A 25,932-nucleotide genomic window follows, 5' to 3' on the forward strand; every position below is an offset into this window, starting at 1 on the left:
CAGAAGGACCGGGTGAAGCCGTCGCGCCCGTCCCCCTGGATTGCTTCGCTGCGCTCGCAATGACGACCGATGATGCCTAAGCGAGGGCGATGATGGCCAACAGCCCCGCCAAACCCCACAGCAGCCCGCAGGCCTTGCGATAAAGCCCCAGCGCTCGCTTGATATCGGCAGCGCCCGCCTCGGCCTGGCCATCGCCCATCCAGTGATCCTCGACCAGCATCTCGCCATAGACCCGCGGGCCAGCGAGCCTCAGGCCGAGCGCACCCGCCATCGCGGCTTCCGGCCAGCCGGCATTGGGCGATTTGTGCTGATGCGCGTCCCGCCGGATTGCACGCCACGCGCCGCGCGCATCCCCGTGCCGGTCGAGCGCGGCGGCGCCGACCAATAGCAGCGCGGTGAGCCGCGAGGCCGGCAGATTGACGAGATCGTCGAGCCGCGCCGCCGCCCAGCCAAAGGCGAGATGGCGCGGGGTGCGATGCCCGATCATCGAATCGGCCGTGTTGATCGCCTTGTAGGCGGCAATGCCCGGCAGCCCGCCGAGGCCGAGCCAGAACGCCGGCGCAACGACGCCGTCCGAGAAATTCTCGGCCAGGCTTTCGATCGCGGCGCGTGACACTCCCGCCTCATCGAGGCTTTCCGGATTTCGGCCGACGATCATCGCCACGGCCGCGCGGCCGCCCGCCAGCCCGTCACGCTCCAGACCTTCGGCCACGCGGGCGACGTGCTCGTGCAGACTGCGCTGGGCCAGCAGCGTCGAGGCGGCGAGCGCAAGCGGAACGAACCCGAACGGTCCAGCCTTCAGCAGGAGCCACTGTATCGTCCAGGCCAGTGCGAGTGTCGCTCCAAGCAGGATGGCGACAGCCAGCAGGCCGGCAGCTTTGCGCCGGATGAAACCATCGGCCTCCCGGTTCAGCTTGCGATCGAGCCAGCCAATCAGCGCGCCGATCCAGGTGACGGGGTGGCCGATTGCGGCGTAGAGCAGCTGCGGATAGCCGAGCGCCGCCTCGGCCACGAGGGCGAGCGTCAGGAGCGGCAGGCTGTCGGTGATATGCATGCGGGCGAGGACGAGGCGATCGTGATGGAGGCAGGGGCGGCTGATCAGAGCATCTGGCATGGCGGCGATCTCGCCACGGTCCGCGCGCTTTTTCCCGAGGCGCCCGAGCCGTGGATCGATCTGTCCACCGGCATCAACCCGATCCCCTACCCGCTTCCGGCGCTGCCGTTAAGCCTGTGGACGCGCCTGCCGGGTGCGCAGGACGAGAGGGCGTTGCTGGCCGCCGCTCGCGTCGCCTATCGCGTGCCGGACCGTCTCGGGCTCGTCGCCGCCCCCGGCACCCAGATTCTGATCGAGCTTCTGCCGCGCCTTGCGCCTTGCAGCCCGGTCGCGGTGCTGGGGCCGACCTATGCCGAGCACGCCCATGCCTGGCGCAAGGCGGGCTTCGACGTGGCGGAGATCGCATCGCTCGATCAGGCGCGCGGCGCCGCGACGCTGGTCGTGGTCAATCCCAACAATCCGGACGGTCGCATCCTGCCGAGCGCCGAGCTGACCCAACAGGCGAGGCGCTGCGCCTCGCGCGGCGGCCTGCTGGTCATCGACGAGGCCTTTTGCGACTTCACGCCTGACGCCAGCCTGATACCGGCCTTGCCGCCCGCCGCCCTCGTGCTGCGCTCCTTCGGCAAGACCTATGGACTGGCGGGCCTGCGCCTTGGTTTCGCCGTGGCGGAGCCCGCTATCGCCGATCGCCTGCGCGACGCGCTTGGCCCCTGGGCTGTTGCCGGACCGGCTCTAGCGGTCGGGGCGGCTGCTCTGGCCGATGCCGCTTGGTTTGCAGAAGCGGCATCGGCCCGCGCGCGGGATGCAGCTCGCCTCGATGCGGTGTTGGCGCGCCACGGACAGATCGTCGGCGGCACCAGCCTGTTTCGGCTGATCGAGACGCCAGATGCGCCCGCCCTCTTCGCTCGCCTCGGCCGCGACGGTCTCTATGTCCGCCGCTTTCGTGACAGGCCGGAACGCCTGCGCTTCGGCCTGCCCGGCGATGAAGAGGCCTGGGCCCGCCTGCAGGCCGCGCTGGGCACGGATGCGTCGAACACCTCTCGCGACGCATGAGATTTGCGTGCGAGGGTGTCGAACGGCACCGTCTCATCTCCCGGGTGACCGAAGGAGCACGACACCCATGGCTTTCCTGCCCGAGGACGAAGCGCTCACCATCGGCTTCGCCCATGCCGCCTATCAGTTGCGCGACGATTATGTCGCGCGCGGCCTGAAGGCAGGGAGCTTCGAGGTTCGCACGGTCGAGGAGCTTAAGGCACGCGCGCCTGCGGCGGACGTGCTCGTGGTCTCCGGCCTTTGGCGCAACGAACTGCTGCCCTCCTTGCCCAAGCTGCGCTTCATCCAGTCGATCAGCGCCGGCACCGACCAGTTCGACAAGGCAGCGCTGAAAGAGGCCGGAATCCGGCTCGCCAGCGCACAGGGCAGCAATGAGCGGGCGGTGGCCGAGCATGCGATGGCGCTGATCCTCGCGCTGGCTCGCCAGCTTCCTCTCGCCCGCGACAACCAAATGGCGCGACACTGGCGCCCGATGATCGGCGATCGCGACCGCCGCGAGGACGAACTCGGCGGCAAGACGCTTGTCATCGTCGGGCTCGGCCGCATCGGCCTGCGGCTGGCGAAGCTCGCCTCGGCCTTTGACATGCGCGTCATCGGCATACGCCGCAGCCCGGAGCCGGCCGCGCATGTCGAGGCCGTCGTCCGGCCGGATCAACTCGCCGAGGTGGTGGCGCAGGCGGATGTCGTGGCGCTGACCTGCCCGCTGACGCCGGAGACGGAGGGCCTCATCGACGCGAAGATCCTTGCCGCGATGAAGCCGTCGGCTGTCCTCATCAATGTCGCGCGCGGGCGCGTCGTGGACGAGGCGGCGCTGCTTGAAACGTTGCAATCCGGCCGGATTGCCGGCGCCGGGCTGGATTGCTTCCATGACGAGCCGCTGCCGCCGGCTTCGCCGTTCTGGACGCTGCCGCAGGTGCTGATCACGCCCCACAGTGCCGGCGAAACCCGCGCCTATGAGGGCCACGTCGTCGACCTGCTGATCGACAATCTCGCCCGCCTGCGACGGGGCGAGCCGGTGCTGCGCAATCCCGTCGTTTGAGTAGTCGCATGTCGCCGCGCCTGCTCCGCCCCGGCGGCCCGCTGCTGATCCCGGCCCTTGGCGCCACGCAGCTCGTCGGCTACGGCGCGCTCTACTATTCGTTCACCGTGCTGGCGCCGCGCATCACCGCCGAGTTCGGCTGGCCGCCGGAATGGACCTTCGGTGGCTTCGCGGTCGGGCTTCTGCTGGGCGGCGCGGTGGCTCCGGTCACCGGCAGCCTGATCGACCGCCATGGCACGCGGCTCGTGATGACGGCCGGGTCCGTTCTGGCCGGCCTGTCGCTGCTGGCTTTGGCGCAGGCCCAGGGCATCGCGAGCTATGTCGCGGCCATGGTCGCGCTGCAGGCCATCACCACGGCGGTGTTCTATGACGCGGCCTTTGCCGCGCTGACCCAGGCGCGCGCCGGAGGGCAGGCGAGGCGCGCCATCAGCCAGCTCACGCTGATTGGCGGCTTCGCCTCCACCCTGTTTTGGCCTTTGAGCAGCGCGCTCCTCGCCTGGCTCGACTGGCGCGGCATCTACCGCTTGTACGGGCTTTCGCAGGTCCTGATCTGCGCGCCGCTTCATCTGCTGGTTCTCCCGGGGCGGCTCCGGCGCCCGCCGACCGGTGCGATCCCCGTCGCAGCAGCGGCCGACGCAGTCGATGAACCGGTCTACCTCGCAGGGGCCGATCGCCGACGCGCTTTCGTCCTGCTGGCGCTCGCCTTTTCGCTGCAGGGCTTCGTCATCTCCGCGATCTCCGTCCATCTGCTGACGCTGCTACACGGCTTCGGGCTCGCCGCCTCAGTCGCCGTCGGCATCGGTGCGGCCATCGGTCCCTCGCAAGTGGCGGGGCGTCTGGTCGAGATGCTGTTCGGCCGCGCGGTGCCACCCGTCACGACCGCCTGGGTCTCGGCCGGCCTGATGCCGCTCGGCCTGCTGCTTCTCGTCGCCGGCGGGTCGGTGCCTGCGGTGGCAGGCGCCTTCGCCGTCGCCTTTGGGATCAGCATGGGCCTGGGCTCGATCGTACGCGGGACGGTGCCGCTGCAGCTCTTTGGCCCGGCCGGCTTCGGCGCGATGATGGGGCGGCTTTCGGCGCCGGGTCTCGTCATCAAGGCGGCCGCGCCTCTTGTCTTCGCCATTGCCCTGGAGCGCGCCGGCGTCGGCGCTTCGACGTTGCTCCTCGCGACGGTTTCGGCTCTGGCGGCGGTCGCGCTGCTCGTGCTCGCGCGGACGGCTGGGCGCTAAAGCGTCGGCCCGAAAAGTGGAACGCGGTTTTCGGAACAAGACGACGCAATATCAAAAAGCTTAGAGTTTCGATCCGAAACTCTAAGCCGTCACCGTCTTCCACCAGCGCCGCGCCGCATCGCGCGTGCGCATGGCGAAGCCATAGGCCGGGGTCGTCCGTGCCCAGCCGAGCACGGTGTCGCGCACGCGTATGACCTGCTCCATGATCCAGGCGAACCAGCGATAGGTCATCAGCTTGTCCTGCCCGGCATGATAGATCCGCTCGACGAAGACGAAGCTCATCAGATGCGCGAAGGCGGTGACGACGAGGCCGGGCCAGAACTGCCCGCGCGCGAACAGCACGAGCCCGAAAATCTTCAACGGTTCGGCCACTGCGAAGGGGACCGCCAACGCCACCAGGACGAGATGCGGCGGCAGACCGGCGACGAACGCCTCCAGCTTGCGCATCGCCTTCAGGCCAGCGATCCGGCGCAGCAGCGGCCGATAGAGCGGCCGCAACAGCTCGTCGATGACGATGAAGACGGTCAGCACGCCGCGCAGGAGTTTATGCAGTCCGCGCAGGATGAAGCCGCGTGCGGGCGGGGTGGGGATCGGTTCGGACATGGCGTTCGCAGATTAAAGCGGCGATTTGTGGCGTTTCAAGGCCGGTGGTGGGTCGCGCCGCTCATCCCCGCGCATCCTCCTTCAGCATCGCCACGCCCTTCTCGGCGATCATCATCGTCGGGTTGGCCGTGTTGCCGGAGGTAATAGCCGGCATCACCGAGGCGTCGATGACGCGCAGGCCCCGCACGCCGCGCACGCGCAGCCTCTCGTCCAGCACCGCCATCCGGTCGTCGTCCCGGCCCATCTTGGCGGTCCCGACCGGGTGGAAGATCGTCGTGCCGAGTTGCGCTGCCGCTTCCAGCAGCGCCTCGTCCGATTGCGCGGCAGCGCCCGGCGAATATTCTTCAGGACGATAGCGCGCCAGCGGCGCCTGCGCCACGATCCTGCGGGTCAGCTTGAGCGCGTCGACCGCGACCTGCCGGTCTTCCCGCGTATCGAGATAGTTCGGCGAGATCACCGGCGTATCATGCACATCCACCGAGCGCAGATGCACGCTGCCACGGCTAGTGGGCCTGAGATTGCAGACGCTGGCGGTGAAGGCGTCGAATGGGTGCAGCCCCGCGCCCCAATTGTCGAGCGACAGCGGTTGAAAATGATATTGCAGGTTCGCCGTCGCATACTCGGCCGAGGATTTGACGAAGGCGCCGACCTGCGAGGGCGCCATCGTCAGCGGCCCGGAGCGCAGCGCCGCCCATTGCATCGCCATCAGCGGCCGGCGCCACAGCTTGGCGTAGTCGCCGTTCAGCGTGCGGATGCCCTGCACCTTGTAGACCGGCCGAATCTGAAGATGGTCCTGCAGGTTTTCGCCGACCCCCGGCGCGTCCGCCACCACATCGAGACCGAGCCCGCGCAGCCGCTCGGCCCCGCCGATGCCGGAGCGCTCCAGCAGCAGTGGCGAGGCGACCGCGCCGGCGCTGAGCACGACCTCCCCGCTGACCGCGATGCTGAGCTTCTCCTCCGACGGCGTGCCCAGCCCATGCGTGAATTCCACCGCCACGGCCCGGCCATCCGCGAAGACGATGCGCTCGACATGGACGCGGGTTTCCACTCGGAGGTTGTCGCGGTCGCGCTGGTCGAGCAACGGCCGCAGGAATGCGTTGAAGGCCGAAAGCCTGCGGCCGCGCCGCTGGTTGACCTGGAAATAGGCGCTGCCCTCGTTGTCGCCGGTGTTGAAGTCGGTGATCTTGGCGATGCCGGCCGCCTCCGCCGCATCGCGCAGCGCGTCGAGGATCGCCCAGCGCACGCGCGGATTCTCGACGCGCCATTCCCCGCCGGCCTTGTGCAGCCCGCCGGGAGGCGGGGCGATATGGTCCTCATGCTTCAGGAAATAGGGCAGGACATCGTCCCAGCCCCAGCCGGTCAGCCCAAGCTGGCGCCAGCCGTCATAATCGGCCGCCTGGCCGCGCATATAGATCATCGCGTTGATGGCGGACGAGCCGCCGACCACCTTGCCACGCGGATAGGCCAGCGCCCGCCCGCCCAGGCCCGCCTGCGGCTCCGTCTTGAACAGCCAGTCGGCGCGGGGATTGCCGATCGCGAAGAGATAGCCGACCGGAATGTGGAACCAGATCCAGTCGTCCTTGCCGCCGGCTTCCAGCACCAGAACCTTGTGCTTGTGGTCGGAGGCCAGCCGGTTGGCGACGACGCTGCCGGCCGAGCCCGCGCCGATCACCACATAATCGAAGCTGCCGATCGAGCGGCGGTCGGAGGGCGCGGCGGCGTGCTTTAGAGATGACATCGGCGTTTCCCGGATCGCGGCGGCCGATGCCGCTCTCGTGGCGATCAGCGATAGCCCCTTCCGGCGCGCGCCTGCAATCGGCCGGGCATGCGACGTTGGGACCATGCCGACAAGGCGGTGCCACCGTGCGGTCGCCTGCCTTGCGTCGATGCCGCCGCCTGCGCGATAAGCGGGCAAGATCTCGCAGCCAAGCGCTAGGTCTCGCGGCCAAGTCTTGGTCTCGCGGCCAAGCCCTGACGCGAAGGCCTGTCGGAGTAGTCATGAGCTTCCGCAACATTCACGAGCACGGGCTCGTCCGCATCGCCTGCGCGGCGCCGCGCGTGAAGGTGGCCGACCCCGCCTTCAACGCCGACCGGACGCTCGCCATGATCAGGCAGGCGGATGAGCGCGGCGCCTCGCTGTGCCTGTTCCCCGAGCTCGGCATCAGCGCTTATGCGATCGACGACCTGCTGCTGCAGAATGCCCTGCTCGACGCCGTGAAGGCTGCGCTGGGACGAATTGTCGAGGAAAGTAGAACGCTCGGCTGCATGGCCGTCATCGGCGCGCCGCTACTGGTCGAAGGGCGGCTGTTCAATTGCGCCGTGGCGATCCATCGCGGCCGCATCCTGGCAGCGATCCCGAAGACTTATCTGCCAAACTACCGCGAATTCTACGAGCGCCGCCAGTTCGCCTCGGGCGAGCGGGCCGGCGCGCGCGACATCGATCTCTGCGGCCAGGCGGTGCCCTTCGGCACGGATATTCTCCTCCAGGCATCCGATGTCGCGGATTTCGTCGTGCATATGGAAATCTGCGAGGATGTCTGGACGCCGATCCCGCCATCCTCCTACGCCGCGATGGCCGGCGCGACCGTGCTGCTGAATCTCTCGGCCTCCAACGTCACCATCGGCAAGTCGGAATGGCGCCATGCGCTGTGCAAAGCCCATTCTGGGCGCTGCATCGCGGCTTACGCCTATTCCGCCGCCGGCACCGGCGAATCCACCACCGATCTCGCCTGGGACGGGCAGGCGATGATCTACGAGAATGGCGCGCTGCTGGCTGAGGCCGAACGCTTCGCGGCCGAGCCTGAACTGATCCTCGCCGATATCGATCTCGAGCGGCTGGTGATGGACCGCATTCGCCAGAACACCTTCGGCGACAGCATCGACGCCCATCGGGGCAAGCTCGATTTCCGGCGGATCGCATTTGCATTGGAGCCCGACCGCGAAAGCGACCTCGGCCTTGCACGCGTCGTCGAACGCTTTCCCTTCGTGCCCAGCGACGATGCCAGGCTGAACGAGTTCTGCTTCGAGGCCTACAACATCCAGTCGCATGGCCTGCGCCAGCGGCTCGCCAGCACGAAGCTCGACAAGGTGGTGATCGGCGTCTCCGGCGGGCTCGATTCGACGCAGGCGCTGATCGTCGCGGCCCACACCTTCGATGCGCTGGGGCTGCCCCGCAGCAATATCCTGGCCTACACACTGCCGGCCTTCGCCACGAGCCAGGGCACCAAGGACAATGCCTGGCGGCTGATGCGCGCGCTCGGCGTCAGCGCCGAAGAGATCGACATGACGCCGGCCTGCCGGCAGATGCTGGTCGATATCGGCCATCCCTTCGCTGCCGGCGAGCCGCTCTACGATATTACGTTTGAAAATGTGCAGGCCGGGGCGCGGACTTCCGTGCTGTTTCGCCTCGCCAACAAGAACAACGCTTTGGTGATGGGCACCGGCGATCTGTCGGAGCTGGCGCTGGGCTGGTGCACCTATGGCGTCGGCGACCAGATGTCCCATTACAACGTCAACGGCTCGGTGCCGAAGACGCTGATCCAGCATCTGATCCGCTGGGTGGCGCAGTCCGGCCGCTTTGGCGAGGAGGCGAGGGATGTCCTGCTCGATATCCTCGCCACCGAAATCTCGCCGGAGCTGGTGCCGGGGGAGGGCGACAAGCCAACGCAGAAGACCGAGGATTTCGTCGGCCCCTACGCCTTGCAGGACTTCAACCTGTATTACACCACACGCTACGGCTTCAGGCCAAGCAAGATCGCTTTCCTCGCCGAGCACGCCTGGGCGGATGCGAAAACGGGAAGCTGGCCTCCGCACATGGAGGAGGCCAAGCGCGTCGCCTACGATCTGCCGGTAATAAAGCGCTGGCTTAACGTTTTCATCCGCCGCTTCTTCGAGACCAGCCAGTTCAAGCGCTCTGCCATGCCCAACGGGCCGAAGGTGTCCTCGGGCGGCTCGCTCTCGCCGCGCGGAGACTGGCGCGCGCCGAGCGATGCGTCGGCGGCAGCGTGGCTGACGGATTGGGAGCGGATACCCGGTTAAGCGGGCCTAATCGTCCTTCCGCCCCCGCTCGCCATAGGGCGGAACGTCGACAAGCGTCGCGATCAGTCGCAGCAGGGCGCGTTGCTCGGGCCGGGTCTTGTTGCCCTCGTCGAGAAAGGCGCTCAGCGCGATATGGTTGAGTTGCCCGCCTGAGGGGCCGTTGGGCTGGTGAATGACGAAAGCGTCGCCGTTTTCCGGCTCTCGGCCCAGATACCAGCAATCGCCGTTTGGGCTCCGATAGAGTTCGCGTCGTTCGGCCATGGAGAGATATGCCTGTGGAGAGGGTGGCTTTGAGCGATCCCGACGCGGCTATCGCGTCGAGCGCAGGCGCTTCAACACGTCGGGGATCGGGTTGCGGGCTGGAGGTCGGTCCTACGTGGCGGCATCCTCGCCGCGCGCGATCTGCGCTTCTCCAATGACACGTTCCCGCCCGTCCTTGCCCTTGATGCGATATTGCGGCTCGCCGCCCATCGTCGAGGGCAGCAGCTTGACGATGCCGTAAGTGCCGACGGCATGCTTATCGAAGAATCCGAAAGCCAGATGGACTTCTTCGCCGATGGCGTGATGATGAGACATGCTTTGCTCCTTCGTGCATCAGCATCGAAGCTGAGAGGCAGAGTACCATCCTTTGCACTTGCACGGAGAGAAACTTCAAGGCGCCATCGATGGCCGGCCATGACGACGGCCCTATCGCCGCATGCACAGAGCCACGGATGAGCCCGCCGGCTACGGTCGGTCAGGAGATGCGTCCAATTCCGCTGGCTTTCGCCGGGCGCGTCAGCCCTTTCTCGCTGACCTTACGGACCCCGGCGCGATGCCTTGCGTTCTGATCGAGCCACCGCCTCCGATCGGGTTCTGATATGTCGCTTCCCAGCTGGCTCTACAGGCGAGAGATGCTGTTCATGGCGGCGGCGCTTTTGCTCGCCTGCGCGGCGATCGCGGCGTCCTATGCGCTTCGGGCGACGGTTCTGACCATCGCGGTCGCGCCTCGTGACGGCACCGAGCCCGAGTTGATCAAGGCCTATGCCGACGCGCTCGATTCCGCCCGCATGAATGTCCGTCTCAAGATCCTGCCCTTCGACGGCGTCGAGGAGAGTGCCGCCGCGCTGCAGGACGGGCGTGCCGATCTTGCCGTCGTCCGCCCCGACGTGTCCTTGCCGAGCAACGCCCTGACGCTGGCGATCCTGCGCGATCAGGCGATGATCATCGCGTCCCCGGCGAAATCCGGCATCGACGGTTTCGCCAAGCTCGACCGCAAACGTCTGGGAATCGTCGCACATGAGGACGCCGACTTCGAGATCCTGAAGCGGGTGATGAGCTATTACGGCCTGACGCTCGAAGCGACGAACCGGGGCGGGCCTGTGCCGGCCGACACGGTCTACCTCGTCTCGGTCACCGAGGCCGAGCTGGCCGATGCCCTGCGCACGAAGAAGGTGGACGCCGTCGTCAGCGTCATCGCGGCCTCTGCCCCCAAGGCAATCGCGCTGGTCGATATCGTCCGTTCGGCAAGTCCCGACGGCAAGGTCGCCTTCGTCGATGTCACCGACGAGGACGCGATCATCGAACGGATGCCGCTTCTGCAGGCCGTCACCATGCAGGGCGGCCTGTTCGGCGGGCGGCCGGAAATCCCCGGCGACGACATCAAGACGATCGGGGCCTCCTATCGGCTGATGGCGCGCGCTTCGCTGGACCGGAACACCGCCGCCGACATCACCCAGCACCTGTTCGAGCTGCGCTCGGCGCTTGCGAAAAAGACGGATGCCGCGAATTACATGCTGGCACCGAGCTACGACACGACGGCGGCGGCCACCAGCGCCCGGCTGCCGATCCACCCCGGCGCGATCGACTTCTACGAGCGTGAGCAGCGCAGCTTCATGGATCGCTACAGCGACAGCGTCTACCTGCTCGCTCTGGTCGGCGGCGGCTTCTGGTCGGGCCTGGCATGGCTGCACCAGCGGGTGCAGCGGCTGCGGCGCGAGCGGATCGACGTCATCATCGAACGCCTGCTGGAAATCCGGCTGGATGCGCGCTCAGCTGGCGATAGCGCGGCGCTGCACGCGCTGAGCGCGGAGATCAACGACCTCGCTGCCGATGTCGTCGACTATACCCGCCTGCGCAATCCGGAGACCCAGGTGCTGATGGCCGTGTCGGTGGCCATCGATGCGGCCAACGCCACCGTGGCCGAGGGCTTGCGCGCTCGGCAGGGCGAGGCCGAAACGCCGGCTATGCCGGCGCAGGCCTGATATCGCTCGACAGGCCTACACCGGCAGCACGGTGACGGGCGTGCCCAGAGCGACGCGCGCATAGAGATGCGCGATATCCTGGTTGATCAGCCGGACGCAGCCTGAGGAGACGTTGGAGCCGACGGTTTCGGGCTCCAGCGTGCCGTGGATGCGGTAGCCGAGATCGCGGCCCTCGCCGAAGAGATACATCGCGCGCGCGCCGAGCGGGTTTTTCGAGCCGCCCCGCACGCCGAGGCCGCGTGGCGTCTGCTCGAGCTGGGCGCGGATTTCCGGCTGGCGCTCCACCATCTCGTGCGGGGGCACCCAGTCCGGCCAGTCCCGCTTCATGTTGATCCGGGCCGCACCCGACCATCCGAAGCCTTCACGCCCCACGCCGACGCCATAACGCGTCGCCACCCCCGCCGATTCGACGAAGTAGAGATGGTAGGAGCCGGGATCGACCACGATCGATCCCGGAGGCTCGCGCCAGGGGAATTCCACGGTCTGCCGCAGGTAGCGCGGATCAATCTGGCTATAGTCGATCGCGGCGATCGGGAAGCGCTCACCCGGATAGGCTCCGTAGATCTCGGCATAGTTCGGCTTCGACAGCGTGCGCGAAGTCCGTCTTTCCGTCGTAGGCGTGGTGCGCAACGCCGTCACGCTGCCTGATGAGCAGGCGGCGAGCCCGGCGGCGGTCGCAGTCAGTGCGGACAGTGAAAAGGCGCGTCGGTTGAGCATGGCGGTATCCCGAAGGGGTCTGCCCTCGGTATCGCCAATTAACGTTACGCAGGGGTAAAGATGCGCGCCATGCACCTGCTCGCCATCCCATTAAAAAACCCGCGGCTCACGCCGCGGGTCGATGGTGGGCCGGAAAGCCGGCTCACGCCGCGACGGCGGCGGGCTCCTTCTTGTCCCATTCCTCGCCCCAGACCATGACGGCATGGCCGGGCGAGACTTCGCGATACTGGCGCACCGGCGGCTCGTAATCGGGCGCCCGCACCGGGCTCCGGATCTCGTCGTTGGAAACCGGACGCTTGACCAGGCGGCGGGCCGGATCGGCGATCGGCACGGCCGCCAGCAGGCGCTTGGTGTAGGGATGCTGCGGGTTTTCAAAGATCGCGACACGGGGGCCGATCTCGACGATCTCGCCGAGATACATCACCGCGACGCGGTGGCTGACGCGCTCGACCACCGCCATGTCGTGGCTGATGAAGAGATAGCCCAGCCCCATGCGGGCCTGCAGGTCGAGCATTAAGTTGACCACCTGCGCCTTGACCGAGACGTCGAGCGCCGAGACCGCCTCGTCGGCCACGATCAGGCGCGGCTCCACGGCGAGCGCGCGCGCGATGCAGATGCGCTGACGCTGGCCGCCCGAGAATTCGTGCGGGAAGCGGTTGGCCATGTCGGGAGACAAACCCACGCGCTTGAGCAGGTCGGCGACCTTGTCGCGCGCCTCCGAGCGGTTGGCGAGCTTGTTGATCAGCAGCGGTTCGGCGATGGCGGTGCCGACATTCATGCGCGGATTAAGCGAGGCGAAGGGGTCCTGAAAGATCATCTGCATGCGCTTGCGCTGTTCGCGCAGGTCATGCTGGCTAAGCTTCAGCACGTCGACGCCGTCGAGCAGGACAGAACCGGCGAGCGGCTCGATCAGCCGCATCACCGAGCGGCCCGTGGTGGACTTGCCGCAGCCGGATTCACCGACCAGTGCCAGCGTCTCGCCGGCCTTTAGGCTGAAGGAGACGTTCTCGACCGCATGAACGCGGCCACGGACTGACGATAGCAGCCCGCCGCGGATCTCGAAGCGGGTGGTCAGGCCCGAGACTTCCAGCACCGGCCGCTCGGCCGCCTGGACCGTATCCGGCGTTTCGGTGGGGATGTCGGAGGTGCCGGTGGCGCGGTCCACGACCGGGAAGCGCATCGGCCGGCTCTTGCCCTGCATCGAGCCGAGCTTCGGCACGGCCGAGAGCAGCGACTTGGTGTAGGGCTTCTGCGGGTTATGGAAGATGTCCTCGGTCGCGCCGGTCTCGATCTCGTCGCCATTATACATCACCACCGTGCGGTCGGCGATCTCGGCGACGACGCCCATGTCATGGGTGATGAAGAGAACCGACATGCCCTCCTCGTCCTGAAGCGTCTTGATCAGCTCGAGGATCTGCGCCTGGATCGTCACGTCGAGCGCGGTCGTCGGCTCGTCGGCGATCAGGAGCTTGGGCTTGCAGGCCAGCGCCATCGCGATCATCACGCGCTGGCGCATGCCGCCCGAGAAGCGGTGCGGATATTCGTGGAAGCGCGACTTCGCGGCGGGGATCCGGACCTTCTCCAGCAGCCGGATCGTCTCCGCCTCGGCGGCCGAGCGCGACAGGCCCCGATGCAGGATCAGCGCCTCTGCGATCTGGAAACCGATCGTCAGCACCGGGTTCAGCGACGTCATCGGCTCCTGGAAGATCATCGCGATCTCGTTGCCGCGAATGTGCCGCATCTGCGAATCCGGCAGCGTCAGCAGCTCCTTGCCATTGAGCTTGATCGATCCCTCGATCTTGCTCGACTGCGGCGGGGTCAGCCGCATGATCGAGAGCGCGGTGACGCTTTTGCCAGAACCGGATTCGCCGACGACCGCCAGCGTCTCCTTCGGCATGATGTCGAAGGAGATGTTGCGGACGACCGACTTCCACTTGCCCTCGACGCGGAAGGAGGTGGTCAGGTTGGACACCGACAGGATCGGAGAGGTCATGATGTAAGTCCCTACTCTGGATCAGATGACGCGGCGCGGGTCGAGCGCATCGCGCAAGCCGTCACCGATGAAGTTGATCGACAAAACCGTCAGGAAGATCGCGGCACCGGGAAACAGCGCCCAGTGCGGTGCGGAATCGAGGTGGTCCTTCGCGTCGAACAGCAGCCGCCCCCAGGTCGGGATATCCGGCGGAAAGCCGAGACCGAGGAAGGACAGCGTCGATTCCGCGATGATCGCGGCCGAGACCTCGATTGTCGCGGCGACGATCACGGGGCCGAGTGCGTTGGGCAGGATATGCGCGACCATCTGGCGGATTTTGGTCGCGCCCTGGGCGCGGGCCGCCTCAACGAATTCCTTCTCGCGCAGCGACAGGAACTGCGCCCGCACCAGGCGCGCCACCGGCATCCAGCGCAGGCCGCCGATGACGACGACGATCAGCACGAAGACGCCGCCCTCGACGCCGAACGCCGCCTTGAGCTGCTCGCGGAAGAGATAGATCACCAGCAGCAGCAACGGCAGCTGCGGCAGCGACAGGAACAAATCCGTCACCCACATCAGCGCCGGATCGGCATATTTGCGCGACATGCCGGCAAAGGCGCCGATGATCACGCCCACGAATGTGGCCACGATCATCGCCGCGAGACCGACGGCCAGCGAAATGCGCCCGCCATACATCATCCGCGCCAGGATATCCTGGCCGAGATCATCGGTGCCGAGCGGGTGCGCCCAGGTCGGGCCGTGCAGCTGCGCCGAGAAGTCGATGTCGTTGATCGGGATCGGCCAGAAAAACGGGCCGACGACGACGCCGAGCACCAGAAAGCCAAGCACGAACATCGAGATCATCGCGAGCTTGTGCCGCCGGAACCGGCGCCACGTCTCGCGTCCCGGCGAAACCGCGACCGCGTGGGCGATCGCCGCCACGGCCGGTTCAGCTGAAGGAGATGCGAGGGTCGAGCCAGCCATAAAGGACATCCGCAATGAGATTGAAAAGGACCACCAGGCAGGCGAACACAAAGGTCACGGCCATGATCACCGGCGTATCGTTGGCAAGGATGGCGTCGATCAGCAGAGAGCCGATGCCCGGCACGCGAAAGATCTGCTCGGTGACGAGAGCGCCGCCGAACACGGCCGGCATCTGCAGCGCGACCAGCGTCACGACCGGGATCAGCGCGTTGCGCGTGATGTGGCGCAGCGTGACCCTGCGCTCGCTCAGACCCTTTGCGCGCGCCGTGGTGACGTAGTCGAGCCGGATCACGTCGAGCACGGCCGAGCGCACATAGCGCGTGTAGGACGCCGCCTGGAACAGGCCGAGCACCGTGATCGGCATGATCGCCTGCCGGAACATCTCCCAGTACCAGCGCCAGCCCGTGGCCGCGATGTCGGAGCGATAGACGAAGGGGAACCAGTCCAGTGTCACAGAGAACAGCAGGATGAAGAGCAGGCCGGTGAAGAAGGTCGGCAGCGAGAAGCCGACGAAAGCCAGCGTGTTGGCGATTTGATCGAACACCGAATAGGGCCGCGTCGCCGCATAGATGCCGACGGGAAGCGCGACGCAAAGCGCCAGGATCTGCGAGGAGCCGACGACGAACAGCGTGGTCGGCAAGCGCTGCAGGATCAGCCTGTCGACATTGATGCGGCTGGCGAAGGAGAAACCCCAATCGCCCTGCACCATGGCGCTCAGCCAGCGCAGATAGCGCACCAGGATCGGGTCATTGAGGCCGAAGCTGGCGCGGATCGCCTCGCGCACTTCAGGCGGCACGTTCGGATTGGTCGCCATCTCGGAAAAGGGATCGCCCGGCGCCAATGCGAGCACCGTGAACAGGATCAGGCTGATGCCGAGCAGGCTTGGAATGGCGATAAGAAGCCGCCGTATCAGATATGTCGCCATGAATGATCTCGAATGCGCGGCAAGGCCGCGGACTTGGACAGGATGGGAATGCCCGCCTGCGGCCGAACGCAGGCGGGCTTCCGGAACCTTACCCCGCTATGCCGTGGGCATGCCGGGGAGGCAAGGCTGCGTCAGGTCCGATACCAGGCGGAGACGTTCCAGGTGTCGACGTCCCAACCCGAATGGTCGTGCATGATATTGTTGGCCACACCGACGACGCGCGTGCGCGACAGCAGCGGCAGGAAGACGTTGGCTTCGCAGAAGATCTCGTTGACCTTGATCAGATAGGCCGCCCGCTTGACCGGGTCGAGTTCGCTCTGCGCCGCCTTGTAGGCCTTGTCTGCCTCCGGATCGGAATAGCGGGAGACGTTGCGGCCGAGCCACTTGTTCTCCTTCGACGCGATCTCGGAAGAGAGACACTGCTTCAGGAAGACTTCCGGATCGGGCTGCGGCTGCGTCGTGGTGTACATCTCCATGTCGCAGTAGAGCTTGATGTAGGTGTCCGGATTGCCGACGTCGGAGGAAAAGTACACCGAGGCGGTGACGGATTTGAGCTCCAGCTCGATGCCGGCCTTCTGACAGGCCTGCTTGATGATGGCTTGCGTCTTCTGGCGGGGCGCGTTGATCGAGGTCTGGAAGACGTATTTGAGCTTCTTCCCGTCCTTTTCGCGAATGCCGTCGGAGCCCTTCTTCCAGCCGGCGTCGTCGAGGATCTTGTTCGCCTTGTCGATATTGAACTCGTATTTGAGCTTGGTCGATTTGAACTGCTTGGGTTCGTTGACGAAGCTCGCCGTGGCGGTGCCGCCGCGGCCATAGATGAACTTCTGAACCGACTCGCGGTCGATCAGCAGGTTCATCGCCTCGCGCACCTTGGGGTCGGACAGCGTCGGGTGCTTGGTCTTGACGCTCGAGCGCTCTCCATCGACTTCGATATTCGGATCGGTGGTGTTGAGGATGATGAACTCGATGTCGCCGGCCGGCACCGCGCTGATCTTGCCGCGGCCGCCCGTCTCCATGCGCTTGAGGATCTCGTCCTCGACCTGCAGGTTCCAGGCGTAATCGTATTCGCCGGTCTGCAGCACGGCGCGCGCCGCGGAAACGGCATCGCCGCCGCCCTTGGCCTCGATCGAGTCGAAGAAGGGCTGGTTCTTGATGTGGTAGTCCGGATTGCGCTCGCCGGTCAGGATGTCGCCCGGCTTGAAGTCGGTGAACTTGTAGGGCCCGGTGCCGACGGGCTTGAGGTTGTCCGGCGCATCGCGCGACTTGGCGCCGATATACTCGCTCAAACGGTGCTTCGGCAGGATGCAGCCGACATAGCCGACGAAGGGATCGGCCCAGAACGGCGTCGGCTGCTGGAAGCTTACCTTGACCGTCAGGTCGTCGACCTTCTCGACCTTGATGTTGGTGTAGGAGCCGGTGGTGTAGGCAGCGGTGCCGGGGTCCTTGGCGTATTCCCAGGTGAAGACCACGTCGTCGGCGGTGAAGGGCTTGCCGTCATGCCACTTCACGCCGGGCTTCAGCTTCCAGGTGACGCTCATGCCATCGGCCGAGAGGCCGCCATTGGTCTTGCTGGGAATTTCCGCGGCAAGCTGCGGGATCAGGTTGCCTTCCTTGTCCCAGCCGGCAAGCGGCTCGTAGAAGATGCGCGACGCGATCTGGTCCTTGGTGCCGGCAGCGAAATGCGGGTTGAGCAGCGTCGGGGCTTGCCAGAGCAGGATCTTGAGCGGGCCGCCGCCGCCAGCCTTGGTCGGCTTGTATTCCAGTGTCGCATCCGCCATCGCGACGTCGTTCCAGGCGAGGATTTGGCTGGCGATCGGGGCCGCAATCCCGACAGCTGCCATCCTCTTGATGAAGGATCGTCGCGACAGCGCTCCGCCCTTCACATCCGCGATCAGGCCGCGGATTTCGGTGTCTTTCATAGAGAAAACCTCCACTAACGTCAGGCCGCAAACAGTTCCCCGGCGCTTTGGCGCCGTTATATCGTTGACCGGCTCAGCAAGGCATGTGCCAACAAAAGCGTCAACTGTGCAGCGCGGTACGGACCGGGCCTGAGGCGCGGCCTCTGCGCCGCACGGCCCGGTTGAGCCCGAGAACGGCTTCATCACGGGCGTCGGCATCGGGATCGCCGCGGAATCCGGTGGTGCGACGACCTGCCGCCCGGCTCTGGGTGACGCTCGGCTCGCAGCGGCCCGGAGCGACCCGCGCCGGCCCTCAAGCGAAGCCATGCGATGGGCGGATGCCTATCGATCAGGCCGAATCCCGGGCGCCTGCGGGCTGAGCAGGCATGGAGTACTGGAATGGAAGGCGCTTGCGCTCGATCTGGTTGCGAAGCGGGCAGAGCGCCATCAATGTGCAAGAGGCGACCGCGTCCGAGGCTGCTGCGGCGCTGCCATCATTTCACCCTTGACGACATCAGCCGGGAATGGAATGTTTATTCCAAGAAGCGGGATATTAAAATAATCCTGCCAAAATGTTCCGGGAGGAATGACGGGTGCCGCAAGGCGTATCCTTCAATCGCGATCTGACGGGCAAGGTCGCCATCGTCACCGGGGCCAGCCAGGGCCTCGGCGAGGCGATCGCGCAGGAATTCGCCGGGCGCAGCGTGCGCGCCATCCTGTTGACCGGCCGCGACCGCAAGCGCGGCGATGCCGTCGCTGAGCGTCTGCGTGCCAGTGGCTGCGAAGCACGCTTCCACGTCGCCGACCTCGCCGATCTGGAAACGGTGCGCAGCATCGTTCCGGCCACCGAGGCGGCGTTCGGCCGGCTCGACATTCTCGTCAACGCCGCCGGCGACACCGATCGCGGCAGCATCACCGAGACGACGCCGGAACTCTATGAGCGCATCATGGCGGTCAATCTGCGTGCGCCCTTCTTTCTGATTCAGGACGCGGCGGAGCTGATGCAGCGACAGGGCATCGAGGGCGCCATCGTCAACATCCAGTCGATGTCGGGCCATGGCGGCCAGCCCTTCCTCGCCGCCTACAGCGTCTCGAAGGGCGCGCTCGCCATCCTGACCAAGAACGCCGCCTATGGGCTGCTGAAACACCGCATCCGCGTCAACGGCCTGAACATCGGCTGGATGGCGACGCCGGGCGAGGACGCGATCATGAAGCTGCGCCATGGCGCGCAGGATGGCTGGCTGGAGGGGGCCGCGGCGAGCCAGCCCTTCGGCCGCCTGCTCGATCCTTACGAGGTCGCCAAGGCCGTCGCCTACCTTGCCTCTGGCGAGTCCGGCCTGATGACCGGCAGCAACATCGATTTCGACCAGAACATTCTCGGCGCGCGTGATTGATCTGTCTCGCCAATCGACGGATGCGTCATTGCGAGCGTAGCGAAGCGACCCAGGGGGACGTGGAGTTCTACGACGCTGGATTGCTTCGCTACGCTCGCAATGACGGATATGACGCGGCCACGATGAATAGGACTGATGAAGCTATGAAGATCGGATTGCTAGGCGCCGGCCGTATCGGGCGCATCCATGGCTTGAACGTCGCGGCGCGCGGCGATGCCGAACTCGTCGCGGTCGCCGACGCGATGCCGGAGGCCGCTGCTTCGCTGGCGGCTGCGTCCGGCGCAAAAGTCGCGAGCGCTGAGGCCATCCTGGCCGACCCATCGATCGACGCCGTGCTGATCTGCACCCCGACCGACACCCATGCCGATCTGATCGAGCAGGCGGTCTCGGCCGGCAAGGCGGTGTTCTGCGAGAAGCCGGTCGATCTCGACGCCGCCCGCATCCGCCGCTGCCTCGCCATCGTCGAACAATCCGGCAAGCCGCTGATGATCGGCTTCAACCGCCGCTTTGACCCGAATTTCGCGGCGCTTGAAAAACGCCTGCGGGCGGGCGAGGCCGGCGAGATCGAGATCGTTACGGTGATCTCGCGCGATCCCTCGCCGCCGCCGGTCGCGTATGTGGCGCGCTCGGGCGGACTGTTCCGCGACATGATGATCCATGATTTCGACATGGCCCGCTTCTTGTTGGCGGAGGAGCCGGTCGAGGTTTTCGCGGTGGGTTCCGCGCTGGTGGACAAGGCGATCGGCGAGGCCGGCGATGTCGATACCGCCGCCGTCATCATGAAGACGGCGTCCGGCCGCATCGCGCAGATCAGCAATTCCCGCCGCGCCACCTATGGCTACGACCAGCGCATCGAGGTCCACGGCTCGAAGGCCATGCTGCGCGCCGGCAACATCCACGAGACGACAGTCGAGATCGCGACGGGCGAAGGCTTCCGCGCCGACCCCGTGCAGAATTTCTTCCTCGAACGCTATGCGGCAGCCTACCGCGCCGAGCTCGACGCTTTCCTGGCCGCCTGCAATGGCAAAGCCGCGCCTTCGCCGACCGGCCATGACGGTCTCAAGGCGCAGATCCTGGCCGATGCCGCGACCCAATCCGCCAAGACGGGACAGCCCGTCCGCGTCGATCTGGAGATGAAGTGATGAGCCCGGCGGAACGTGATCTGCGCTACTACGCGGCGCTTGGACTTGCGACCGAGGCGAGCCATCTGGCGCTGGGCTATTTCACCCGCCGCGAGACGCTGGGCACCACCATGAAGGGCGCGCAGGACTGGCTGACCGTCGCCGATGGCAAGGTCGAGGATTTCCTGCGGCAGCGCCTCTCCACGCTCTTCCCGAACGATTCCGTCATTGGCGAGGAGGGCGGCGGGTCTGCCTCCGACGCCGTCTGGATTCTCGATCCGATCGACGGCACGGCCAACTTCGCCCATGGCGACCGCAACTGGTGCATCTCGATCGGCTTCCTCGCCGACCGCAGGCCAGAAATCGGCGTCGTCGCCGCACCGGCTCTGGGCGAGGTCTATGCCGCGCGTCGAGGCGAAGGCGCCACCCTGAACGGCGATCCCATCAAGGTCTCCGGCGGAACGGACATGGCGCGCGCCTCGGTCGAGCTGGGCTGGTCGACCCGCATCCCGGCGGCCCGCTATGTCGAGGTCATCGAGCGCGGCTACAAGGCAGGCGCGGCGGTCAAGCGCGGCGGCTCGGGCACGCTCGGCCTCTGCCATGTCGCCAGTGGCAGCAGCGACGCCTATGCCGAGCTGCATATCAACGCCTGGGACGTCGCGGCCGGCATCGTCATCGCCGGCGAGGCTGGCGCCCATATCAACGACTTTTTCGCCGGCGAGGGGATCGCCAAGGGCAATCCGATCCTGTGCTGCACACCCGGACTGGCCCCGCAGCTCGGTGAAATCACCGGTATCGCTTAGCCGGCAGTGTATTTTGTTGCTTTCGGCGGCGAAGTCGTCGCAATTTCACGATAACCGGCAAAGTCCGGACAGCACCAGGGAGGTCGCGATGCAGATCAGATCATGGCTCAAGGCGGGGCTCCTCGCCGCAGCGGCGGGCGCAGCGCTTTCCGCAAGCCCGGCGCAGGCTCAAGGCGCGCTCGTGATGTATTGCGGCGTGCAGGAGGAATGGTGCCGCGCGATGTCGACGGCCTTCGAGAAGGAGACCGGCATCAAGGTCGCGATGACCCGCAAATCGGCCGGCGAGATCTATGCCCAGCTCAAGGCGGAATCCGCGAACCCGCGCGGCGACATCTGGTGGGGCGGCACCGGCGATCCGCATCTGCAGGCGGCCGAGGAAGGGCTGACCGTCGAATATGAATCGCCGCTGAACAAGGACCTCAACGACTGGTCGCTGAGCCAGTGGAAGGCCRCCAACAAGCGCACCATCGGCATTTATGCCGGCGCGCTCGGCTTCGGCTACAACCCCGAGCTGATCAAGCAGAAGGGCATGCCCGAGCCGAAATGCTGGGCCGATCTCCTGAACGTCAAGCTCAAGGACGACATCCAGGTCGCCGATCCGAATTCCTCCGGCACCGCCTACAACCTGCTCGCCACCGTCGTGCAGCTGATGGGCGAGGAGAAGGGCTTCGATTACCTCAAGGCCCTGCACAAGAACGTCAGCCAGTATACCAAATCGGGCGCCGCTCCCGCCAAGGCGGCGAGCCTCGGCGAAACCGCCGTCGGCATCGTCTTCATCCATGACGCGGTGGTCTTCGCGGTGCAGGGCGACCCAATCAAGCCGGTCGCGCCCTGCGAGGGCACGGGCTACGAGATCGGCTCGATGTCGATCGTCAAGGGCGCGCGCAATCTCGACAACGCCAAGAAATTCTACGACTGGGCCCTGACCCCGGCCGCCCAGGCGCTCGCCGCCCCCGCGAAATCCTATCAGGTGCCCTCGAACAAGAACGCGCCGATCCCGGCTCAGGCGCCGAAGATGAGCGAGATGAAGCTCATCAACTACGATTTCGTCAAATACGGCTCCTCGGCCGAGCGCAACCGCCTGCTCGCGAAGTGGGACAAGGAAGTGAAGGCGCTGCCCAAGTAAGGCTGCACTGCATCTCCCAGTGACGGTGACGAGTTCGCGTTTGAACCACCGCGGTCATCCCGGGCTTGACCCGGGATCCATGCCGGAACGCCCCCGATTGAAGTTCAGGCATGGATCCCGGATCTCCGCTTCGCTCCGTCCGGGATGACGGCGCGAAGCACCAAGAACGTCTTTGCGGCGCTCAGAACCGGCCAACCGGTCCGGCCGCATCAGGGGCAAGGAAACCACATGGCACCGGCGACAAGGCTAGCGCTGCTGATCGGCTGGATCGGCTATGCGTTGATGCCCTGGTACCTCGTCGAGGGGATGGGGCTGACCGATTTCGGCTGGCTCGCCGGCTATCCGCTCGGTAAGGCCGGCAGCGCGCTCGCGCTGGCGCTCTCCGGGCAGGCGCCCTGGCTGCTGCCGCCGGGCCTCGCTTTGGTCGCCGCGACGCTCGTCGTCGGCAGCAAGGATCGTCGCCGCACCGCGACCGTCCTGATCGCGGCCGGCGCGCTCGGCATGCTGCTGTTCTTCGCCCAGGCCTTTGCGATCGTCCTGAAGGACCAGGGCATGCCCGCTATTGCCGCCCTGCTCGGCGGCGCCGGCGCGGTTCAGCGCGGCATGGGCGGCGGCGCCTTCCTGACGCTGCTGTCGTTGCTGCTCCTGCTCTGCCACGGACTGGCCTATCGCGGCGTCTGTCGCGGCGATCTCTTCACGACCTCCTCGATCGGCATCGTCGTCATGCTGATCGGCCTGTTCATCTTCTTCCCGGTCTGGATCATCCTGAAAAGCGCGCTGATCGAGCCCGACGGCACCTTTGCGCCGGGCGCCTTCTTCGCGCGCTTCCTCGATACGACGATCTGGGGCCTGGGCTGCATCAATCGCGGCACCAATTGCGGTGTCGCCTGGAACACGCTGGTGCTGGCCGTGCTTTGCGGTGTGATCACCACGCTTCTAGGTCTGGCCTGCGCGTTGCTGATCCTGCGCACCGGCATGCCCGGCAAGAAGGTGATGCGGGCGCTGACCGTGCTGCCGATCATCACGCCGCCCTTCGTCATCGGGCTGGCGCTGATCCTGCTCTTCGGCCGGGCTGGCGCGGCGTCGACACTGCTTTACGACTGGTTCGGCATCCCCCGCTCGCGCTGGCTCTATGGCCTGCCCGGCGTGTTGCTGGCGCAGGTGCTGGCTTTCGCGCCGATCGCCTTCCTCGTCCTGATCGGCGTAGTGCAGGGCATTTCGCCGAGCCTCGAGGAGGCCTCGCAGACGCTGGGCGCCAAGCGCTGGCAGACCTTCCGCACCGTGACCTGGCCGCTGATGCGACCGGGCATCGCCAACGCGTTCCTGCTCGGCTTCGTCGAAAGCATGGCCGATTTCGGCAATCCATTGGTGCTGGGCGGCAATTTCGAGGTGCTCTCGACCAAGATCTTCTTCGCCGTGGTCGGGGCCTCCTACAATCAGGGCCAGGCGGCGGTGCTCGCCATCATCTTGCTCGCCTTCACCCTCAGCGCCTTTTGGGTCCAGCAGCGCTGGCTTGGAAACCGCTCCTATACGACCGTCACCGGCAAGGGCGATTCCGGCCTGCCGACCCCGTTGCCGCGCCGCGTTTCCTGGCTGGCGACGGCTGCGATCGTGCCATGGGTCCTGCTGACCGTGGTGATCTACATCGTCATCCTGGTCGGCGGCTTCGTCCGCAATATGGGCCGCGATTTCACCCCGACGCTGGAGCATTACCGGACCGGTTTCGCGATCGATTTCAGCAACGGCATCTTCTTCGAGGGTTCGGCCTGGTCGTCCTTCTTCACCACCGTGAAGGTGGCGGCGATCTCGGCCCCGCTGACCGCGCTGATCGGCCTGCTGACCGCCTATCTGCTGACGCGCCAGCGTTTCCATGGCCGCGCCGCGCTGGAATTCGCGACGATGCTCTCCTTCGCGATCCCCGGAACGGTGCTCGGTGTCGCCTATATCCTCGCCTTCAACGTCCCGCCGATCGAGATCACCGGAACGGGGTTGATCCTGATCATCGCCTTTGTCTTCCGCAACATGCCGGTCGGTGTGCGCTCCGGCATCGCCGGCCTGTCGCAGATCGACAAGAGCCTGGACGAAGCCTCGACCACGCTGCGCGCCCGCAGCTTCACCACGTTGACACGCGTCGTGCTGCCGCTGCTCAAGCCTGCAGTAGTGTCGGCGCTAGTCTATTCCTTCGTGCGCTCGATGACGGCGGTCAGCGCGGTCATCTTCCTGGTCTCGGCCGAATACAACCTCTCGACCGCCTATATCGTCGGCCGGGTCGAGGCCGGCGAATTCGGGCTCGCCATCGCCTATTCCTCGGCGCTGATCGTCGTCATGGCGTTCGGCATCGCGCTCATCCAGGTCCTCGTCGGTGAGCGCAAGCTCGGCCGACGCAAGGTCATCCCGCTATCCAGCTCGGTCTCCGACCCGATCAGCCAAGGAGCTGCAAGTTGAGCAAGACCGGCCCCGCCTCCGTCGAATTCCGCGATGTCTCGATGCGCTACGGCGCGGTGACGGCGGTCGACAAGGTCAGTTTCACCATCGAGCCCGGCAAGCTCGTCACGCTGCTCGGCCCTTCCGGCTGCGGCAAGACCACGACCTTGCGCATGATCGCGGGGCTCGAGATCGCCAGCGAGGGCCAGATCCTGATCGGCGGGCAGGACGTGACCAAGCTCTCGGCCGCCGACCGCGACGTCTCGATGGTGTTCCAGTCCTACGCGCTGTTTCCGCATATGAGCGTGCTGGAAAACGCCGCCTATGGCCCCACCGTGAAGGGCCTCGGCAAGGAGAAATCCCGCGAGATGGCTCTGGACAAGCTGGCGCTCGTCGGCCTGAAGGGCTTCGAAAACCGCTACCCGTCCGAGCTTTCCGGCGGACAGCAGCAGCGCGTCGCCGTCGCCCGCGCCTTGGTGCTGGAGCCGCAGGTGCTGCTCTTCGACGAGCCGCTCTCCAACCTCGACGCCAAGCTGCGCCGCCGCGTGCGCGAGGAGATCCGCGAGTTGCAGCAGAAGCTCAACCTCACCGTCGCCTATGTCACGCATGATCAGGAGGAAGCGCTGGCCGTCTCCGACCGCATCATCGTGATGTCCAATTCCCGGATCGCCCAGCAGGGCGCGCCGCGCGACTTATATGAGGCGCCCGCCAACGCCTTCGTCGCCGATTTCATCGGAGATGCGAACATTCTCGATGTCACGGTCAAGAGCGTGCTGGAGGGCATCGCCCATGTTGAGATCGGCCAAGCGAGCGTCACTCTGCCGGCCCGCGGGCTCGCCGCCGGCCCTGCCAAGGTTGCGATCCGGCCGGAATCCTTGCTTCTGACAGCCGGGGCCGTCGCCGGCCAGCTGCCGGGGCGGATCGGCAAATGCGCCTATCTCGGCAACCATCTCGACATCATGGTCGAGACCGCGATCGGCGAGCTCTTCGTCGTTCAGTACGGTGCCCGGCAGATGTGGGAACCAGGAACGGAAATCTCGGTTTCCTTCGCCGATACGGGCGTGACCTTGATTCCGCCTGGCTGAACCCACGCCGCATTCGTCATTGCGAGCGCAGCGAAGCAATCCAGAGGGACGGGGTGACAAGTTCAATCCAGTCCTCCTGGATTGCTTCGTCGCTTTGCTCCTCGCAATGACGGATCGCGCGCTGCCTAATTATCAGCACTTTCAGCGCGTATTCCTGTTGAGTTGGCTAATGAAAAAGAGGCATTCTGCGCCTGTCCTGTGCCGACGAACCCCGACTTTGAGCCGGA

The 25,932-nt window shown here is 66.1% G+C and carries 21 protein-coding genes; 11 read left to right on the forward strand and 10 right to left on the reverse strand.

The window, feature by feature from the left end; all coding sequences use genetic code 11:
• Positions 1-76: 76 nt before the first annotated feature.
• A complete protein-coding gene (gene cbiB / locus AC1DR6_RS13745) occupies positions 77-1,054 on the reverse strand; it encodes an adenosylcobinamide-phosphate synthase CbiB (RefSeq protein WP_476829801.1) in 978 nt (325 codons plus the stop codon).
• On the opposite strand from cbiB, the gene cobD reads away from it, so the two are divergent.
• The 3 genes from cobD to AC1DR6_RS13760 all read left to right on the forward strand — a co-directional run bounded on the left by cobD (position 1,049) and on the right by AC1DR6_RS13760 (position 4,372).
• On the forward strand, positions 1,049-2,107 hold the full coding sequence (cobD, locus tag AC1DR6_RS13750) for a threonine-phosphate decarboxylase CobD (RefSeq protein WP_476829802.1): 1,059 nt from the start codon (positions 1,049-1,051) through the stop codon (positions 2,105-2,107). The genes cbiB and cobD overlap by 6 nt on opposite strands.
• 67 nt (positions 2,108-2,174) lie before the next feature.
• On the forward strand, positions 2,175-3,146 hold the full coding sequence (locus AC1DR6_RS13755) for a D-2-hydroxyacid dehydrogenase (protein WP_476829803.1): 972 nt from the start codon (positions 2,175-2,177) through the stop codon (positions 3,144-3,146).
• 8 nt (positions 3,147-3,154) lie between these two features.
• Positions 3,155-4,372, forward strand: coding sequence for an MFS transporter (locus tag AC1DR6_RS13760; protein WP_476829804.1), 1,218 nt, complete (start codon positions 3,155-3,157; stop codon positions 4,370-4,372).
• Between the two features lie 81 nt (positions 4,373-4,453).
• Here AC1DR6_RS13760 and AC1DR6_RS13765 read toward each other — a convergent pair whose 3' ends face one another.
• Together AC1DR6_RS13765 and AC1DR6_RS13770 are read right to left on the reverse strand one after the other, a co-directional pair.
• On the reverse strand, positions 4,454-4,975 hold the full coding sequence (locus AC1DR6_RS13765) for a hypothetical protein (protein ID WP_476829805.1): 522 nt from the start codon (positions 4,973-4,975) through the stop codon (positions 4,454-4,456).
• 61 nt (positions 4,976-5,036) lie between these two features.
• Positions 5,037-6,713, reverse strand: coding sequence for a GMC family oxidoreductase (locus tag AC1DR6_RS13770; RefSeq protein WP_476829806.1), 1,677 nt, complete (start codon positions 6,711-6,713; stop codon positions 5,037-5,039).
• A gap of 260 nt (positions 6,714-6,973) precedes the next feature.
• Here AC1DR6_RS13770 and AC1DR6_RS13775 point away from each other — a divergent pair, with 260 nt between their 5' ends.
• Positions 6,974-9,013 carry an NAD(+) synthase gene (locus tag AC1DR6_RS13775; RefSeq protein ID WP_476829807.1) on the forward strand — a complete coding sequence of 680 codons (2,040 nt, stop codon included), beginning with the start codon at positions 6,974-6,976 and terminating at the stop codon, positions 9,011-9,013.
• A 6-nt stretch (positions 9,014-9,019) separates the two neighbouring features.
• On the opposite strand, the gene AC1DR6_RS13780 is transcribed toward AC1DR6_RS13775, so the two are convergent.
• Positions 9,020-9,274 carry a hypothetical protein gene (locus AC1DR6_RS13780; RefSeq protein ID WP_476829808.1) on the reverse strand — a complete coding sequence of 85 codons (255 nt, stop codon included), beginning with the start codon at positions 9,272-9,274 and terminating at the stop codon, positions 9,020-9,022.
• 111 nt (positions 9,275-9,385) lie between these two features.
• On the reverse strand, positions 9,386-9,589 hold the full coding sequence (locus AC1DR6_RS13785) for a hypothetical protein (RefSeq protein ID WP_476829809.1): 204 nt from the start codon (positions 9,587-9,589) through the stop codon (positions 9,386-9,388).
• Positions 9,590-9,873: 284 nt separating this feature from the next.
• Here AC1DR6_RS13785 and AC1DR6_RS13790 point away from each other — a divergent pair, with 284 nt between their 5' ends.
• On the forward strand, positions 9,874-11,256 hold the full coding sequence (locus tag AC1DR6_RS13790; protein ID WP_476829810.1) for a TAXI family TRAP transporter solute-binding subunit: 1,383 nt from the start codon (positions 9,874-9,876) through the stop codon (positions 11,254-11,256).
• Between the two features lie 15 nt (positions 11,257-11,271).
• Here AC1DR6_RS13790 and AC1DR6_RS13795 read toward each other — a convergent pair whose 3' ends face one another.
• The 5 genes from AC1DR6_RS13795 to AC1DR6_RS13815 all read right to left on the reverse strand — a co-directional run bounded on the left by AC1DR6_RS13795 (position 11,272) and on the right by AC1DR6_RS13815 (position 17,773).
• Positions 11,272-11,973 carry a L,D-transpeptidase gene (locus tag AC1DR6_RS13795; RefSeq protein ID WP_476829811.1) on the reverse strand — a complete coding sequence of 234 codons (702 nt, stop codon included), beginning with the start codon at positions 11,971-11,973 and terminating at the stop codon, positions 11,272-11,274.
• Between the two features lie 142 nt (positions 11,974-12,115).
• A complete protein-coding gene (locus tag AC1DR6_RS13800; RefSeq protein ID WP_476829812.1) occupies positions 12,116-13,966 on the reverse strand; it encodes an ABC transporter ATP-binding protein in 1,851 nt (616 codons plus the stop codon).
• Positions 13,967-13,987: 21 nt separating this feature from the next.
• A complete protein-coding gene (locus AC1DR6_RS13805; protein WP_476829813.1) occupies positions 13,988-14,929 on the reverse strand; it encodes an ABC transporter permease in 942 nt (313 codons plus the stop codon).
• Positions 14,895-15,854 carry an ABC transporter permease gene (locus AC1DR6_RS13810; RefSeq protein WP_476829814.1) on the reverse strand — a complete coding sequence of 320 codons (960 nt, stop codon included), beginning with the start codon at positions 15,852-15,854 and terminating at the stop codon, positions 14,895-14,897. Before AC1DR6_RS13810 ends, AC1DR6_RS13805 begins: the two co-directional genes overlap by 35 nt.
• Before the next feature lie 131 nt (positions 15,855-15,985).
• Complete coding sequence (locus tag AC1DR6_RS13815) at positions 15,986-17,773, reverse strand: peptide ABC transporter substrate-binding protein (RefSeq protein WP_476829815.1); 1,788 nt, start codon at positions 17,771-17,773, stop codon at positions 15,986-15,988.
• Positions 17,774-18,345: 572 nt separating this feature from the next.
• Here AC1DR6_RS13815 and AC1DR6_RS13820 point away from each other — a divergent pair.
• From AC1DR6_RS13820 to AC1DR6_RS13845, 6 genes are all read left to right on the forward strand, one after another.
• Positions 18,346-19,146 (forward strand): SDR family oxidoreductase, encoded by an 801-nt coding sequence (locus AC1DR6_RS13820; protein ID WP_476829816.1) that lies wholly within the window; start codon positions 18,346-18,348, stop codon positions 19,144-19,146.
• A 143-nt stretch (positions 19,147-19,289) separates the two neighbouring features.
• The gene (iolG, locus tag AC1DR6_RS13825; RefSeq protein ID WP_476829817.1) at positions 19,290-20,288 is read left to right on the forward strand and encodes an inositol 2-dehydrogenase; all 999 of its coding nucleotides are present in this window, start codon (positions 19,290-19,292) and stop codon (positions 20,286-20,288) included.
• On the forward strand, positions 20,288-21,070 hold the full coding sequence (locus tag AC1DR6_RS13830) for an inositol monophosphatase family protein (protein ID WP_476829818.1): 783 nt from the start codon (positions 20,288-20,290) through the stop codon (positions 21,068-21,070). The genes iolG and AC1DR6_RS13830 overlap by 1 nt, the downstream gene beginning before the upstream one ends.
• Positions 21,071-21,158: 88 nt before the next feature.
• Positions 21,159-22,196 (forward strand): ABC transporter substrate-binding protein, encoded by a 1,038-nt coding sequence (locus AC1DR6_RS13835; protein WP_476829819.1) that lies wholly within the window; start codon positions 21,159-21,161, stop codon positions 22,194-22,196.
• 228 nt (positions 22,197-22,424) lie between these two features.
• A complete protein-coding gene (locus AC1DR6_RS13840) occupies positions 22,425-24,641 on the forward strand; it encodes an ABC transporter permease (protein WP_476829820.1) in 2,217 nt (738 codons plus the stop codon).
• Positions 24,638-25,705: an ABC transporter ATP-binding protein gene (locus AC1DR6_RS13845; protein ID WP_476829821.1), complete on the forward strand. Its 1,068-nt coding sequence runs from the start codon at positions 24,638-24,640 to the stop codon at positions 25,703-25,705. Before AC1DR6_RS13840 ends, AC1DR6_RS13845 begins: the two co-directional genes overlap by 4 nt.
• The last annotated feature ends 227 nt before the right edge of the window (positions 25,706-25,932 follow it).

It is taken from the genome of Allobosea sp. P5_A5 (genome assembly GCF_056400625.1).

Excerpts from the sequence above, each read along its gene's own strand:
- iolG (WP_476829817.1), top strand. The coding sequence starts at position 19,290 with ATGAAGATCGGATTGCTAGGCGCCGGCCGTATCGGGCGCATCCATGGC.
- AC1DR6_RS13765 (WP_476829805.1), bottom strand. The coding sequence starts at position 4,975 with ATGTCCGAACCGATCCCCACCCCGCCCGCACGCGGCTTCATCCTGCGC.
- AC1DR6_RS13805 (WP_476829813.1), bottom strand. The coding sequence starts at position 14,929 with ATGGCTGGCTCGACCCTCGCATCTCCTTCAGCTGAACCGGCCGTGGCG.
- AC1DR6_RS13770 (WP_476829806.1), bottom strand. The coding sequence starts at position 6,713 with ATGTCATCTCTAAAGCACGCCGCCGCGCCCTCCGACCGCCGCTCGATC.
- AC1DR6_RS13830 (WP_476829818.1), top strand. The coding sequence starts at position 20,288 with ATGAGCCCGGCGGAACGTGATCTGCGCTACTACGCGGCGCTTGGACTT.
- AC1DR6_RS13755 (WP_476829803.1), top strand. The coding sequence starts at position 2,175 with ATGGCTTTCCTGCCCGAGGACGAAGCGCTCACCATCGGCTTCGCCCAT.
- AC1DR6_RS13785 (WP_476829809.1), bottom strand. The coding sequence starts at position 9,589 with ATGTCTCATCATCACGCCATCGGCGAAGAAGTCCATCTGGCTTTCGGA.
- AC1DR6_RS13810 (WP_476829814.1), bottom strand. The coding sequence starts at position 15,854 with ATGGCGACATATCTGATACGGCGGCTTCTTATCGCCATTCCAAGCCTG.
- AC1DR6_RS13800 (WP_476829812.1), bottom strand. The coding sequence starts at position 13,966 with ATGACCTCTCCGATCCTGTCGGTGTCCAACCTGACCACCTCCTTCCGC.
- AC1DR6_RS13780 (WP_476829808.1), bottom strand. The coding sequence starts at position 9,274 with ATGGCCGAACGACGCGAACTCTATCGGAGCCCAAACGGCGATTGCTGG.
- AC1DR6_RS13795 (WP_476829811.1), bottom strand. The coding sequence starts at position 11,973 with ATGCTCAACCGACGCGCCTTTTCACTGTCCGCACTGACTGCGACCGCC.
- AC1DR6_RS13840 (WP_476829820.1), top strand. The coding sequence starts at position 22,425 with ATGGCACCGGCGACAAGGCTAGCGCTGCTGATCGGCTGGATCGGCTAT.
- AC1DR6_RS13815 (WP_476829815.1), bottom strand. The coding sequence starts at position 17,773 with ATGAAAGACACCGAAATCCGCGGCCTGATCGCGGATGTGAAGGGCGGA.
- cbiB (WP_476829801.1), bottom strand. The coding sequence starts at position 1,054 with ATGCATATCACCGACAGCCTGCCGCTCCTGACGCTCGCCCTCGTGGCC.
- AC1DR6_RS13775 (WP_476829807.1), top strand. The coding sequence starts at position 6,974 with ATGAGCTTCCGCAACATTCACGAGCACGGGCTCGTCCGCATCGCCTGC.
- AC1DR6_RS13760 (WP_476829804.1), top strand. The coding sequence starts at position 3,155 with ATGTCGCCGCGCCTGCTCCGCCCCGGCGGCCCGCTGCTGATCCCGGCC.
- AC1DR6_RS13790 (WP_476829810.1), top strand. The coding sequence starts at position 9,874 with ATGTCGCTTCCCAGCTGGCTCTACAGGCGAGAGATGCTGTTCATGGCG.
- cobD (WP_476829802.1), top strand. The coding sequence starts at position 1,049 with ATGCATGCGGGCGAGGACGAGGCGATCGTGATGGAGGCAGGGGCGGCT.